The sequence below is a fragment of the Allobacillus salarius genome (assembly GCF_007559425.1).
GTDB classification, from domain to species: Bacteria; Bacillota; Bacilli; order Bacillales; family Alkalibacillaceae; genus Allobacillus; species Allobacillus salarius.
Genome location: NZ_VMHE01000003.1, coordinates 59,799 through 75,073 on the forward strand (window position 1 = coordinate 59,799; position 15,275 = coordinate 75,073).

General features: G+C 41.5%; 13 protein-coding genes. 1 reads left to right on the top strand and 12 read right to left on the bottom strand.

The genetic code is table 11. The features are described from left to right. Positions 1-47: 47 nt before the first annotated feature. From FPQ13_RS03440 to FPQ13_RS03450, 3 genes are read right to left on the bottom strand one after another with little or no spacing between them, the layout of a single operon-like run. The gene (locus tag FPQ13_RS03440) at positions 48-1,583 is read right to left on the bottom strand and encodes an aldehyde dehydrogenase family protein (protein ID WP_144087922.1); all 1,536 of its coding nucleotides are present in this window, start codon (positions 1,581-1,583) and stop codon (positions 48-50) included. 21 nt (positions 1,584-1,604) lie between these two features. Next, the gene (locus tag FPQ13_RS03445) at positions 1,605-3,275 is read right to left on the bottom strand and encodes a thiamine pyrophosphate-dependent enzyme (protein WP_246065329.1); all 1,671 of its coding nucleotides are present in this window, start codon (positions 3,273-3,275) and stop codon (positions 1,605-1,607) included. After that, the gene (locus FPQ13_RS03450; protein ID WP_144087923.1) at positions 3,272-4,450 is read right to left on the bottom strand and encodes an LL-diaminopimelate aminotransferase; all 1,179 of its coding nucleotides are present in this window, start codon (positions 4,448-4,450) and stop codon (positions 3,272-3,274) included. The genes FPQ13_RS03445 and FPQ13_RS03450 overlap by 4 nt, the downstream gene beginning before the upstream one ends. 212 nt (positions 4,451-4,662) lie before the next feature. Between FPQ13_RS03450 and FPQ13_RS03455 the strand changes: the two genes are divergently transcribed. After that, complete coding sequence (locus FPQ13_RS03455) at positions 4,663-4,980, top strand: hypothetical protein (protein WP_144087924.1); 318 nt, start codon at positions 4,663-4,665, stop codon at positions 4,978-4,980. Between the two features lie 139 nt (positions 4,981-5,119). Here FPQ13_RS03455 and FPQ13_RS03460 read toward each other — a convergent pair whose 3' ends face one another. The 9 genes from FPQ13_RS03460 to FPQ13_RS03500 all read right to left on the bottom strand — a co-directional run bounded on the left by FPQ13_RS03460 (position 5,120) and on the right by FPQ13_RS03500 (position 15,268). Then, positions 5,120-5,377 (bottom strand): HPr family phosphocarrier protein, encoded by a 258-nt coding sequence (locus FPQ13_RS03460; RefSeq protein WP_144088010.1) that lies wholly within the window; start codon positions 5,375-5,377, stop codon positions 5,120-5,122. A gap of 92 nt (positions 5,378-5,469) precedes the next feature. Continuing rightward, complete coding sequence (gene whiA, locus FPQ13_RS03465) at positions 5,470-6,417, bottom strand: DNA-binding protein WhiA (RefSeq protein WP_144087925.1); 948 nt, start codon at positions 6,415-6,417, stop codon at positions 5,470-5,472. 31 nt (positions 6,418-6,448) lie between these two features. After that, the gene (locus tag FPQ13_RS03470; RefSeq protein WP_144087926.1) at positions 6,449-7,408 is read right to left on the bottom strand and encodes a gluconeogenesis factor YvcK family protein; all 960 of its coding nucleotides are present in this window, start codon (positions 7,406-7,408) and stop codon (positions 6,449-6,451) included. Continuing rightward, on the bottom strand, positions 7,405-8,301 hold the full coding sequence (gene rapZ, locus FPQ13_RS03475) for an RNase adapter RapZ (RefSeq protein ID WP_144087927.1): 897 nt from the start codon (positions 8,299-8,301) through the stop codon (positions 7,405-7,407). Before rapZ ends, FPQ13_RS03470 begins: the two co-directional genes overlap by 4 nt. A gap of 350 nt (positions 8,302-8,651) precedes the next feature. Further along, positions 8,652-9,602 carry a thioredoxin-disulfide reductase gene (gene trxB / locus FPQ13_RS03480; protein ID WP_144087928.1) on the bottom strand — a complete coding sequence of 317 codons (951 nt, stop codon included), beginning with the start codon at positions 9,600-9,602 and terminating at the stop codon, positions 8,652-8,654. A 100-nt stretch (positions 9,603-9,702) separates the two neighbouring features. Next, positions 9,703-10,707 (bottom strand): tetratricopeptide repeat protein, encoded by a 1,005-nt coding sequence (locus FPQ13_RS03485; protein ID WP_144087929.1) that lies wholly within the window; start codon positions 10,705-10,707, stop codon positions 9,703-9,705. Between the two features lie 458 nt (positions 10,708-11,165). Next, positions 11,166-12,818 carry a glycerol-3-phosphate dehydrogenase/oxidase gene (locus FPQ13_RS03490; RefSeq protein ID WP_246065331.1) on the bottom strand — a complete coding sequence of 551 codons (1,653 nt, stop codon included), beginning with the start codon at positions 12,816-12,818 and terminating at the stop codon, positions 11,166-11,168. A gap of 29 nt (positions 12,819-12,847) precedes the next feature. After that, complete coding sequence (glpK, locus tag FPQ13_RS03495; RefSeq protein WP_144087931.1) at positions 12,848-14,341, bottom strand: glycerol kinase GlpK; 1,494 nt, start codon at positions 14,339-14,341, stop codon at positions 12,848-12,850. 423 nt (positions 14,342-14,764) lie between these two features. Continuing rightward, complete coding sequence (locus FPQ13_RS03500; RefSeq protein WP_144087932.1) at positions 14,765-15,268, bottom strand: acyltransferase; 504 nt, start codon at positions 15,266-15,268, stop codon at positions 14,765-14,767. Positions 15,269-15,275: the final 7 nt, after the last annotated feature.

A 15,275-nucleotide genomic window follows, 5' to 3' on the forward strand; every position in this document is an offset into this window, starting at 1 on the left:
AATCAACTTGCCGATTGTTTATATACTATGCAATTCGTTATCCATTTTTAGTTATCAATTTGTGCACGTTGAAGCTTTCCACTGTAATCGACATAAACAGCTTTCCACTCCGTGAACACATCTAGTGCTGCTTGGCCAGAATCACGGTGGCCGTTTCCTGTGCCTTTCGTTCCACCGAACGGTAAGTGAATTTCAGCACCTGTCGTACCCGCATTCACATAAACAATCCCTGTATCCAAATCGCGTTGAGCTTTAAACACTTGATTCGCATCTTGTGTGAAAATAGAGCTGGAAAGTCCGAACTCCACACTGTTGTTCACTTCAACGGCTTCTTCATAACTTTTCACTGGGATGATTGACAATACAGGTCCAAAAATTTCTTCTTGGGCAATACGTGCATTTGGTTTGACGTCCGTAAATAATGTCGGCTCAAAGTAATAACCGGATTCATACTTCCCTTCCGTCAATTCATTACCGCCAGTAAGTAGCTTGCCTTCTTCTTTTCCGATTTCAATATACTTTTTGATTTTGTCGATGCCGCCTTGATTGATGATCGGACCGACTTTAATGCCATCATTCAAACCGTCACCGATTTTCAAGTTTTTCATTTCCTCTAACACACGTTCTTCGAGTTCTACTTTTACCTTTTCATGGACGATGACTCGGCTTGTCGCCGTACAACGTTGACCGCTCGTACCAAATGCTCCCCATACGATTCCTTGTGCCGCTAATTCCAAGTCAGCATCATCCATGACGATAACTGCGTTTTTACCGCCCATTTCAAGCGATACTTTTTTCAACTGACGACCACATTCAGAAGCGATATTGCGGCCCACTTCATTGGACCCTGTAAATGAAATGACTCGTAGATCGTCATGATGGACCATCGCATCGCCTACTTTGCCTCCTGAGCCGAAAACAACGTTAACGACGCCTTTTGGTAATCCAGCTTCCTCAAATATTTTCGCCATTTCATAAGCCATTAATGGCGTCTCTGTTGCTGGCTTCCATACGACTGTATTTCCTGCAACAATCGCCGGGAACGATTTCCATGTCGCAATGGCAATTGGGAAATTCCAAGGTGTAATAATTCCTACAACGCCTACCGGTGCACGAACACTCATTGCGAATTTATTTTTCAACTCCGCTGGAACCGTGTGACCGAATAGACGGCGCCCTTCACCAGCCATATAGAAGGCCATGTCGATTCCTTCTTGAACCTCTCCACGTGCTTCTTCTAACACCTTTCCGTTTTCTTGTGTCAAAATTTGTGAAAGATGTTCTTTACGTTCTTTCATTATTTGACCGATATCGTATAAAATTTCTGCACGCATCGGCGCTGGTTCTAGTGACCATTCTTTTTGTGCTTTTTTCGCTGCTGCCACAGCTTCGTTCACATCGTCGGTACCGGATAGTGGAACGTCGACTAACTTTTTACCGTTAGCTGGATTGACAACATCGGTATACTGATCCGACTTTGGCTCAACCCATTCGCCTCCGATGAAATTTTTCAGTTGGCTAACATCTACTTTGCCAACCGACTTTTCTCCGATATCACTTTTTTGATCTACTTTGCTTGTCATACTTATCCCCTCCAATAAAATTTATGATTGATTACGCAAATCATTAATCGTTTTCTTGATTGAAATTTGTTCAGGATCAGTCAGAATTTCGATGACCGTTGGTGTCGCCGCATTCATCGCTTCCGACAAAGCATTCTGAAATTCTTCTGCTCGTTCAACTAAAAAACCTTTTGCGCCGAGACCTTCAGCGATTTGAACAAAATTGACGCTGCCTAAATCTGTTCCAATCACTTTTTTCGGATAGTGCATTTCTTGATGCATGCGGATTGTACCGTACATGTGATTGTTGAATACAAGGTGAATTGTCGCTAGGTTATTTCGAGCTGCTGTTTCGATTTCTTGCAACGTCATCATGAATCCACCATCACCTGACAAAGAAACGACATGTCGCTCTGGATGCGCAAACTTCGCGCCGATTGCTGCTGGAACACCATAGCCCATCGCTCCAGAAGTTGGTCCGACATAAGTATTGCGCTCATTAAACGGAAAGTACGTATGGAGCCAACCCGCAAAGTTTCCTGCATCATTCGTGTAAATCGTGTCGCTCGGCAATTGTTTCGCCAATTGATCGATAACGAAACTGTTGATCGGCGAATGTTCATCCAATTGAAGTGAGGATGCTTTTTCATACGCTTTACGTCGTTCACTCGCCCACTGTTTCCACGTCGGTTGGATGGTTAGCTGATAACATGTTTCTAGTGCTTCCTTCGCATCTGCTTGAATCCCTAACTGTGGTGCATACACTTTACCCAACACTTCATCTGATATGTCGATATGAACTAATTTATGACTCGAAGAAAGAATCGAGTAATCTTGTGTTGTCACTTCAGATAAGCGTGTACCAACAGCTAGAACGGTGTCAGCATTTTTTACGGTATCTACGATGTTCGGATTTGTTCCTAATCCTAAATGACCGCAAAATAACGGATGATTATGCGGGAAAACATCATGTCTTCTAAAAGCAGTTATGACCGGCAAGTGAAATTTTTCTGCGAAGGCGACGAGTGCTTCCTCAGCTTGCGAACTTTTTACGCCACCGCCTGCAATGACAACTGGTTGTTTGCTTTCAGCTAAGAGATTTTCTAGCTGGTTCACTTCAGATTGCGATGTTGTCGGTCGCGGTTTCACGAATTGTGGACCAGGTTCTACATCACAAACTTCCTTCAACACATCTTCCGGTAACGAAATGACGACTGGACCAGGACGTCCCGATTGTGCGACGCGAAATGCCCGCTGCATAATCTCAATAGCTCGGTCGCCGTCTTGTAATTCATATGTCCATTTGGAGATCGGTTTAAAAAATTGATCCAAATCAACTTCTTGAAAGCCTTCGCGCCCACGGAATTTACTATGAACCTGACCAAGCAGTACGATCATTGGTGTAGAATCTTGATAGGCTGTATGGACACCGATTGTCAAATTGGCACCACCGACACCCCGGGTTGCCATGACAATACCAACTTTTCCACTCGCCTTTGCGTATCCTTCCGCCATAAATGCGGCTCCACCTTCATGTCGGTTGGACACAAGCTCAATCGTTGAAGAATCATAAATGGCATCCATAACTGGTAAATAGCTCTCACCAGGAACGCAAAATACTTTTTCGACAGCTTCATGCTCCATCACAGAAACAATTCCTTGCGCTCCATTCATTTGTGATTGTTTTTTCAAGGATTGTACTGAACTCATCATTCTTTAGCCCCTTCCTCGCTAAACTGCTTCATGCGATTGACCGCTTCCTGTAATCGACCAGTTGGAACCGATAACGATACGCGAAAATAACCTTCTCCTCCAGACCCAAAAGCTGAACCTGGCGTAAGAATGACCCCCGCTTTCATCAATAATTCATCCGCAAATTCGGCTGACGTATAACCATCTGGCACAGGTGCCCAAATGAAAAACGTTGCTTTCGGTCGATCAACTTGGATCCCGAGCGCTTGCAGCCCTTCTAACATGTCATCCATTCGTTTTTCATAGATATCATTATTTGCTTTAACCGACTGCAAATCACTTCGTAATGCTGCGGTTCCCGCTTTTTGAATCGGTATGAATTGTGACGTGTCGGTGTTGTTCTTTACCGTTGACAGCGCCCGTATCATCTCAGGATTTCCAACGACATAACCAATTCGCCAACCCGTCATGTTGAAGCTTTTAGAAAGTGAACCGAATTCAACGCCGATATCTTTTGCCCCGGGAACTTGCATTAAGCTCGGCGCCTGATAATCTCCATACGTAACGAGGCTATAGGCTGCATCTTGTGCCAGCATCGTTTGATGTTCCTTCGCTTTTGTAACCGCTTCCAAAAATGTATTAATAGTAACCGTTCCCGCGGTTGGATTACTCGGGTAATTCAGCAACATTAACTTTCCTGCGTCCCATTCCTCGTCAGTTAGTTGTGAAAAATCTGGACGAAATCCATCTTCTGCATTTAGCTGATAGTGCTGCGCTTTAGCACCGGCTAAATGGATTGCCGCTTGATAAACCGGGTATCCAGGGTTCGGTACAAGTACTCTTTCACCAGGATTCACAACAGCTGTAATCAAGTTCGCAATGCCTTCCTTTGAACCGATTAACGCAAGCACTTCCGTTTCAGGATCAAGATCGACATCGTATTGTTTTTTATAAAAGTGAGCTACAGCTTCTCTGTATTCCGGAATTCCAAAGTAGTTCGAATACCGGTGATTTTCAGGTTTCTTTACTTCCTCTACTAACCGGTCAATAACGAAGTTCGGCGCTGGTAAATCAGGTGCACCGATTCCTAAATCAATGACATCTACTCCTTGAGCTTCGAGGTTCCTCTTTTTACGTTGAAACTCAGAGAATACATACGGAGGCAATGTGTTGACACGTTCCGAAGTATACTCCAATCATGTTCCACTCCCTTCTATCTATTTCATTAAATGAAATGATGTTTCATTAGATGACTTTATCAACCATTATATAAAAGATGTTATGTTATTTCAATACTTAAAATAAAATTAATTTTTAGATAATTAGTAGATTGTTGTCGATTTAAGAGCTTACCCTGGATCTTGGTTAGGAAATTAGACGTATAGTCGAGTGGCTGGAGCAGCTTGACATGATTTATCGGCGGCTTTGCTCAACTTATCGGCGAGTTTTTTCACTTTATCGGCGGCTTCGCTCGTTTATTGGGCGGCTCGAAGCGTTCATTGGGTGGCTGGAAACGTTTATCGGGCGGCTCGAAGCGTTCATTGGGTGGCTGGAAACGTTTATCGGGTGGCTGGAATCGTTTATCGGGCGGCTTCACTCGATTTATCGACGACTAACACGCAAAATTAGGCGGGGCGCTCGATTTTTCGACGGTTCGACCATGTTATTCGATGGCTGTATTTCAATTTTCGATGGCTTCAGCTCAAAATTCGACGGCTGTACGTGATTTTTCGACAGCTTCAGCTCATTAATCGACGGCTTGCTGCGTATATTCGATGGCTGCCACAATATACGACTAACGCATCCAAAACAAAAAACTGCTCATAAGGATTTCTCCCATGAACAGTTATTGATAAAAAGAGGGTCTATGATTCAGCGGTAATAAATTGACTCAGCTTTTCGATTGCTTCATCTTCATCTGGTCCGTCTGCTTGGATACCTACAACTTCATTCATACCAATGGCCAAGCTCATTACACCCATTATGCTTTTAGCGTTGACCTGCTTTCCGCCTTTCTCCAAAAATATTTCCGACGAAAAACGGTTGGCTTCTTGAACGAATTTTGCTGCAGGTCTCGCTTGTAGTCCTGGATCGATTTTTACGGTAAGTTCTCTTTCAACCACTTTCATTACTCCCCTCTTCAAAAATCAGCTTATTAATTCAATATTATAGCATGTTCTATCATTTATTTAAAAAGAACGATACATTTTATTTATTAATTTTGCAACAGTTCGCCTTTACGAAGCTTCTCTGCAAATTCATCAATTCGTTTCAATCGATGGTTAATCCCAGACTTACTGATCTTTCCGGTTGTCGATAATTCGCCAAGCTCCTTCAAGGAAACGTCTTGATGTTCCAATCTCAGTTTAGCGACCTCTTGAAGTTTATCAGGCAAAGCTTCTAAGCCAACCGTATCATCAATGTATTTAATGTTCTCCACTTGACGAAAAGCGGCTCCAATTGTTTTATTTAAATTCGCTGTATCACAATTGACTAGTCGATTGACGGAATTTCGCATATCACGCATAATCCGAACATCTTCAAACTTCAATAAAGCTTGATTCGCTCCGATAATAATCAAAAAGTCGGTAATTTTCTCAGCTTCTTTTAAATACGTAATATAGCCGTTTTTTCGCTCATGTGTTTTAGCAGATAAATCAAATTGATTCATCAATTCACAAAGGGCATCATTATGGTCTTCGTAAAATGAAAAGATTTCCATGTGGTAGGAAGATGTTTCCGGGTTGTTAACAGAGCCACCAGCCATAAATGCTCCACGAAGATAGGCCCGTTTACAACAATCTTTCTCCATAATTTCCTGGGAAATATGTCGAACGAAAGTCAATGGTTCTTGCAAAATATTCATATCAGTCAATAGATGCTTAGCACCTTCGGACATTCGAACGATATAGACATTATTTTTACGCAAACGCATTTTCTTCCGAACGAGTAATTCAACAGGAAGTCCGTATAAATTTTTAATCAATGTATAAATTCGGCGAGCGATCGCTGCATTTTCTGTTTGGATATCCAACGTATATTTACGGTTAGAAAATGAGAGTGTCCCATTCATCCGAATCAAGGCAGAGAGCTCAGCCTTTTGACAGCACTCATCTGATTCAATCGTTGTTAGTTCTTTTTTCGTTTCCGATGCAAAAGACATCGCGCATTCTCCTCTATATTATCCTCATCACCTATTGTACCAATTCATTCAGGATCTTGGCGATTTCGTGCTCATTATGTTTTAATGTTCCGTCCTCATGTAAGTTTGCAATATTACCTCGAATGACTTCAACACCTAATTGCTGAATAACTGCATCATCACACAAAACCGGTTCCGCTTTTTCTTTTTCATATTCTGCAATGATCCCATGCGAAATTTCCTCATTGTGAACGATAATTCGATCCAAAAAGGATTGATTGGCATGTCTATGAATCGCTTTAATATGGTCTGACGCTTTATAATGACTCGTTTCACCGTGCTGTGTCATAATATTGCACACATAAACAGAAGTTGCCTTCGTTTTACGTAATGCTTCTTGAATTTTTGGCGCAATTAAATTCGGCATAATACTCGTGTATAAACTACCTGGAGCAATGACAATTAATTCAGCTTGCTCAATTGCCCGAATAGCTTCTGGTAAAGGCTCTACATTATCCGTATCATAAAAGACACGCTTAATTCGCTTTCCTACTTTCGGAATTTGCGATTCGCCACGAACGACGGTCCCGTCTTCAAATTCAGCTTTTAAATACATGTTTGAGTTGGAAATTGGATAAATGCGACCTTTCACATTAAACACACGTGAAATTTCCTTTATGCCTTTGTAAAAGTCACCCGAGATTGATGTCATGCCAGCCAAAATTAAATTTCCGAGCGCATGACCGGATAGACCATTTCCATTCTCAAATCGATATTGAAAGAGCTTTAATAATGTTGGCTCAACCGCAGACATCGAAGCAATTACTTTGCGAATATCACCAGGAGCTGGGATGGCAAGATCCTCTCTCAATCTGCCTGTGCTTCCTCCATCGTCAGCTACAGTGACGATTGCAGACAAATTAACCGGATACTTTCTCAATCCACGCAGTAAAACCGGCATCCCGGTTCCTCCCCCGATGACCACGACTTTTGGGCCATTTATATCTGTCATTTTTTAATTCTTCCCCTTTTTTTATCGATATCCCTATGGTACACATGCGTTGTATAGCTTTTACTTAATATGTCACCTAATTTTTCAGACAAAGCAACCGAGCGATGTTGTCCACCTGTACATCCAATTGCAATGACTAACTGACTCTTTCCTTCTCGCACATAATGCGGAAGCATGTACTCTAACAAATCTTGCAATTTCCTCATAAATGTCCGTGTTTCTTTCCACTTGAACACATACGATGAAACTTCATGATTTTTACCAGTTAAGTCTCTCATGGAGTCTACATAATGAGGGTTCGGCAAAAAACGCACATCGAACATTAAATCAGCATCGATGGGCACACCGTGTTTGAATCCGAACGAAACCACTTGAACGGAGAAAACTTGTTGTTTTTTCTCTTTGAAATGCTCGGTAATTTTCTGTCGCAAATCTTTAGCAGGTAAATTATCCGTATGTAGAATAATTTGAGCGCGTCCCTTTAATTCATCTAATATTTGTCGTTCTTGCTTAATTCCTTCCAATGGTAAACCTTCAGGTGCCAATGGGTGAGAGCGTCTCGTTTCTTTATAACGGGTAACAAGTGTTTGGTCCTCGGCGTCCAAAAATAAAACTTGTTCTGCAATCCAATCGTCCTCAGCGAGTTGATCGAGTGTTTCGTATAACGTATCAAAAAACTCTCTGCCACGTAAATCCATAACAACAGCGAGCTTTTTATTTTCTTCCTGGTTATCTTTCATCAACTCTAAAAATTTAGGGAGCAAGGTTGGTGGCAAGTTATCAACACAAAAATATCCGAGATCTTCAAAGCTATGTATGGCTACAGTCTTTCCGGCACCAGACATTCCTGTAATGATAACTAATTCTACTTTTGATTTCGACTTGTCTTTCATGCGATCACCTTTTCTTCCTATTATTTAGACGATGGTTTTCTATATATTTGTATTATTGGTTCGGTATGTTTACGTGATTTAATCTTAAGGTTTTTGAAAGAGCTGACCTTGTAAAGTGAATGATTCCTTATCACTCATTATACAACGGATTGATAGAACCACCAAAGAAAATCAAACATTCTTTTGAATTGTTTAAACGAATAGCTTTTTTCCATCAAAAAAACACAGGCAGTTATCAAAACTACCTGTGCGTGAAACAATATATTGAATAAAGGGGGTCAATATTTACTTACATTGTACCCGACAATTGTTGCAACCGTGTTACAACAGCGTTAAAACCCTTTTACTTTTTATTTCTTTGTTGTACTGAGTTTTTCCATTAAATCTTCAATATACGATTGTGCGCGTTGTCCCGCGATACTTCCGTCACCGGTTGCCGTAACGATTTGACGCAACTCTTTTTCACGAACATCACCCGCTGCAAAGATTCCTGGAATGCTTGTTTCCATATTTTCATTCGTTACAACTTGGTTTTCATCATTTAAGATTCCAAGACCTTTAAACGGATCACTTAATGGAAGCAATCCGATGTAAATAAATACACCATCAATCTCTTCCTCGCGTTCTTCACCTGTTTGATTGTTAACAAGAACCGCTGTCTTTACTTGGCCTTCCCCTTTAATTTCCTTCATTTCAGTGTTCCAATAAAAATCAATTTTTTCATTTTCAAAGGCACGATCTTGAAGGATTTTTTGGGCACGAAGCTCATCACGTCGGTGAATAATCGTAACTTTATCAGCAAAACGAGTTAGATAAATACCTTCCTCAACAGCAGAGTCTCCTCCACCAACAACGAAAAGTCTTCTTTCTTTAAAGAAAGCTCCGTCACACACGGCACAATAAGAAACACCGCGTCCAGCAAACTCCTCTTCACCAGGAATTCCTAGCTTCTTGTATTCTGCACCGGTAGAAATAATGATCGAGCGTGTGCGGAACTCTTGGTCCCCTGCTTTAACGACTTTATAATCACCAAAGTCTTCAACAGATTGAATATCACCGTACGCATACTCTGCACCAAACTTCTGTGCGTGTTCAAACATTTTCGTCGATAAGTCCGGTCCTAATATATGATCAAAACCTGGGTAGTTTTCGACATCTTGTGTGTTTGCCACTTGGCCACCAGGCATTCCTCTTTCAAGCATTAATGTGTCCAAATTTGCACGTGACGTATAAACAGCTGCCGTCATTCCAGCAGGTCCTGCTCCTGCAATAATTACATCATACATACGTTCATCAGTCATGAATCTTCACTCCTTTTATCAAACATCCTACTTCATCATATTCCATTATTTTGCGTTCGACAAACGTTTAGCTCAAACGCTACCGTGGATGCTTGAGCCCTTAAATTTGGTCGATGAAATCCGCTAAGTCCGGATGTTTCTTGCGTCCTTGTTCCCAAATTTGCTCCGCTTTTTTCACTTGGCCAACTTGTTTCAAGGCATAGCCGTACCAAAGATAATAATTCAAAAAACCAGAAACATTGCCAACAGGGATTTTACTAAACCGTTGGACTGCTTCTTCGCATGCATTCACTTGAGACAGAATTACAGCTATCTTTAGCTTTTGTGAATCATAGGTCGGATATACGTTGTTTAATGATTCAATCAGCTCATCAGCCTTCATTTTTTGGTTGGAGTGATAATAAAAATAAATTAAGTTAAGTCGACTATGAATGGAACTGGAATCTTGCTTGAACCAAGACTCCTCTAATGTAATCGCAACATCTTCTTTTCCGAGTCGGAACAACGCATACGCGTAATCATGTCGCGCTGGAATATATTCTGGGAACTGAACCATCATTTCTTCCAAAATTCCAATCGCTTTATCCCACTCTTGATGTTCTAAATAATAATAAGATGATTCCTGGCAAATAAAGAATTCATCTTCTTCATCCATCTCTAATTCGTCTTCGAGATCTTCAAGCATCACTTGATTGATCAACGAAATCAATTCTTGTACATCCTCTGAAAATTCACCGTCAGGCGCTTCCGATAGATATTCCGTTGCATACCGTTTCGCTTCCTGAAAGAGACCTAAATGCGCATAGTTATTCGCCAAAAGATAATACCCATCGACATAATCTTCATCCAATTCAACTACGCGCTGCAACAATTCATTTGCCCGATGATATTGGTGCAACTCTGTATATAACACCGACAATTGGCTAAGAAAAAGCGGATTATCCGGCGAACACTCAATGGCCTTCTTGATCCATTTTTCCGCACGTGAAAATTGCTTTCGTTGAAAAGCCTTCACACCATGGGAAAAATAGAACTGGCTATCCGCACGAAACGGGACCACGTTTCCATCTAAATTGTTTTTCTGTTTCATACTTGATGTTTGCATAAAGGCCTCCTAAAGGACTCATCATAATTCTTCTTTATAGTATAACATATACCAAATATTCACAGTAGGTATATTTAGGAAGGAAACCATTTGGTCGAACTTTCGCAAAAAATGAATGCAGCAATCTAATGAAGACGGATGACCTTTCAACAATGTGCTGATTGATCAAAGGTGTGCGCTAAATGTTCAAAAATTCGCGTTCATCGTTCAAAGGGACACGTTAAATGTTCAAAAAATTATGTTGATCCTTCAAAGGGACACGTTAAATGTTCAAAAAATTATGTTGATCCTTCAAAGGGACGCGCTAACTGTTCAAAGATGTACGATGACCGTTCAAAACGCTTCGCTAATCGTTCAAAGTAGCCCACTAATCGTTCAAAAAACGCGTGTATCCGGAAAAACGCAATCGACAAAATAAAAAGATTAGAGCGTGAACTCTCGCTCTAATCCTTCCATTGCTATTTCAATTCTTCTTTTACCGGATTTTGCGCTTCATAAATCGCCTTATCCAGTTCTTCCGTATGTTGTTTCACCTTTTGATCGTCCCATTGAAAGTAGTCTTTCATTTCCTGGATAACCGGCTTTTTGTATTTTTTCACAAACTCAATATCAAAGAAAAGTGCACCTGTTCGTCGGATGAAAAAGTCGACCGGCTTATAGACAGCTTCGCACTCGAGCGTATACATTAATTCCGCCCAAATATCAGCTTCCAAAAATACATGTTCATGGATTGCTGTCTCGTAAAACTCAATCAATTTTTCAGTATTCGCACCGTAACGGTTCACCCATTTTTCGAGCATTTCTTCTGGATAACCAGATTGGAGCACTTTTTTCTTAAACTGTTCGAAGCCTTTCGACCCGCCGACTTCACCGCCTGCTAATGGCATTTTCTTCGTTTTCGATTCAGGTAGTTTCCGCCCGTTCTCTGATTTCCATTGGGAAGCGACGAGATCGACAATGCTTTGAGCCATTTTGCGATAGCCTGTCAGTTTCCCTCCTGCGATAGAAATCAGCTGAGAATCAGAGATGAAAATCTCATCTTTTCGAGAAATCTCTGATGGATCTTTCCCTTCTTGCTGGATCAGTGGGCGGATTCCAGACCAAGAAGATTCAATGTCTTGCTCATTCACGTTCACTGTCGGGAACATTTCATGAATGGCGCGCATTAAGTACGTTCGATCTTGTAATGATGCTGTTGGGTTCTCTAAATCACCGGTATAGGCTGTATCCGTCGTTCCAACATACGTCTTGCCATCTCTTGGAATTGCAAAAATCATCCGCCCATCAGGGGAATCAAAATAGATTGCTTGTGTCAGTGGAAAAACAATATTATCGAATACAAGATGTACACCTTTCGTGTGAAAAAGCGGTTTTTTCAGGGATGGATTGTCTTTCGCACGAAGCTCATCAACCCATGGACCTGCGGCATTGACGACTTTATCTGCGTATACCAAAACAGATTCATCATTCAATTGGTCGACCGCTTCCACGCCAACAACCTTTCCGTCACGATATAAAAATTGATCGACTTTCATATAGTTAAAAGCGACGGCACCGTTCTCAACTGCTTTTTTCAAAATTTCCATTGTTAATCGGGCGTCGTCGGTTTTATATTCGACATAGTAGCCGCTTCCTGCTAAGCCTTCTCTGCGTAACAACGGCTCATTATTCAAGGTTTCTTCTTTGTTAAGCATTTTGCGCCGCTCTTTCTTTTTCACGCCTGCCAAAAAGTCGTACAGCCTCAGGCCGATATTCGTCGTAAATGGACCGAATGTTCCTTCATCATAAAAAGGCAGCAACATCCACTCTGGAGTTGTTATATGTGGTCCATTCTCATAAACGATTTCTCGTTCTTTACCGACTTCAGCTACCATTTTTATTTCAAAGTTTTTCAAATAACGCAAGCCGCCATGTACGAGCTTGGTCGAACGACTTGATGTTCCAGCAGCGAAATCTTGCATTTCGAATAATGCTACATTCAAGCCTCTTGTCACAGCATCCAACGCAATGCCGGCTCCGGTAATCCCGCCACCGACAATAATAAGGTCAAACTGCTTATTTAATTGCTGCTTGGCTTCTTGTCTATATTTATTGGAAAATGTATTGGTCAATTGAAACACCCCCTCAAGAGAAATGTAATTTATTCCGTAAACGCTTGTGTCGCTTTGACGGCACGTTTCCATCCTTGATAAAGTTCGTCGCGAATATTGTCCTCCATAACCGGTTCAAATAAACGGTCCTCAGCCCATTGTTTTTCAATTTCTTCTTTATTCGTCCAAAAACCGACCGCAAGACCTGCCAAATATGCTGCACCGAGTGCAGTTGTTTCATTCACAACAGAGCGTTCCACAGGGACATTCAACATGTCACTTTGAAATTGCATTAAAAATTCATTTTTCACTGCGCCACCATCGACACGTAGCTTTTTCAATTCAATCGAAGAATCATCCATCATTGCATTCACGACATCCTTTGTCCGATACGCAATCGACTCTAACGTTGCACGGATGAAATGCTCTTTGTCTGTTCCGCGGGTTAAACCAAATACAGCACCACGGGCTTTACTGTCCCAATAAGGGGTCCCGAGGCCAACGAAAGCAGGTACTACATATACGCCTTCCGTTGATTGAACGCGCTTCGCATAACGTTCACTTTGAGGTGATTGCTGGAACATCCGCAGTCCGTCACGAAGCCACTGGATAGCAGAACCAGCGACGAAAATACTACCTTCCAACGCATAATTCACTTCCCCATCAAGTCCCCAGGCAAGTGTCGTCAATAATCCGTTTTTAGATGATACTGCCTCTTTTCCCGTATTCATTAACATAAAACATCCCGTGCCATACGTGTTTTTGCCCATTCCTTTTTCAAAACAAGCTTGCCCGAATAGTGCAGCTTGTTGGTCACCACATGCTCCAGCAATCGGAATATTTTCACCGAGAAAGTGATAACTGATCGTCTCACCATATATTTCTGAAGAAGGTCGCACTTCAGGCAGCATCGATTTCGGCACACCGAGAATATCGAGCAATTCTTCATCCCAAGACAACTCATGAATGTTATACATCAATGTACGCGATGCATTCGAATAGTCCGTGACATGAACTTGGTGACCGGTCAATTGGTAAATGAGCCACGTATCAATCGTTCCGAACATGAGCTCACCCGCTTCAGCTTGCTCTCTCGCACCTTCAACGTTATCCAATATAAATTTTACTTTCGTTCCAGAAAAATAAGGATCAATTAAGAGGCCGGTCTTATTGCGAAACAGCTCTTCATAGCCTTGATCTTTTAACTCCTGACAAATATCTTCTGTTTGACGTGACTGCCAAACAATTGCTTTATGAATTGGCTTACCCGTTTTTCGTTCCCAAACAATTGTCGTCTCGCGCTGATTCGTTATTCCAATACCAGCTACTTGGCTTGGGTGCAAGTCTGCCTTCCGCAAAACGTTTGTAATGCATGACTGGACAGACGTCCAAATTTCGTTCGCATCATGCTCTACCCAACCTGGCTGTGGGAAATATTGTTTAAATTCCTCTTGCGCTGTCTCGACAATCTCACCTTGATGATTAAACAAAATCGCCCGTGAGCTCGTCGTTCCCTGATCCAATGCCATCATGAACTTTTCCATCTTCATTCACTCCCTCAGCTTACGTCAAAAAATCGTCTATAAATTTATCTTACCAAAAAGTATTCATAAAAGAACAGCAAACCGGTGTAGGGAGCAATTCTTTTTTGGCTGATTAGTAAGGTGGAGTAGAATTTTTTTATAAGACTATTTGGGAATATTTTCGATCGTTCGGGGGTATAGAGCCCCTCCATTAGACCTTTCAGCTGTGTTTTTCGAGCATTCGGGCGTATAGAGCATTCCTATTAGACCTTTCAGCTGTGTTTTTCTGGCATTCGGGCGTATAGAGCATTCCTATTAGACCTTTCAACTATTATTTTTAGCCGTTCGAGCGTATAGACATCTTTCACTCTGGATAAAAACAACATGGGTTGATCACTATCAAAAAAAAAGTCCCCTTACTTAAACCTAGAGGACTTCTTATTATCATTTTCTATTTTCCATTTCTTCTTTCGTGTAAATCAATTTCATCGGGTTGCCACCGACAAACGCACCTGCTGGTACATCTTCGTGTACAAGGGTAGCCGCTGAAACGATTGCTCCATCGCCAATCGTTACACCAGGTAATATCGTGCAGTTTGCACCAATCATCACTTCATCTCCAATGATGACATCTCCTAATCGGTATTCATCAATTAAATATTCATGGGCTAAAATCGTCGTGTTATAGCCGATGATTGAATTTTTACCGATTGTTATTTTCTCAGGAAACATCAAATCTGGCATGACCATCAAAGCTAGTGACGTTTGACGATCGATGTTCATCCGTAGAAATGTTCGGTACAACCAACGCTTCAAGCGAAGAGAAGGGGTATAGCGACCTATTTGGATAAAAATAAAATTTTTCGCGACTTTAAAGAACGATACCGTTTGATAAATATGCCATAAAGAGTTTGCGCCTTTTACAGGATATCGCGTCGTTTTCCGCATAGCTACC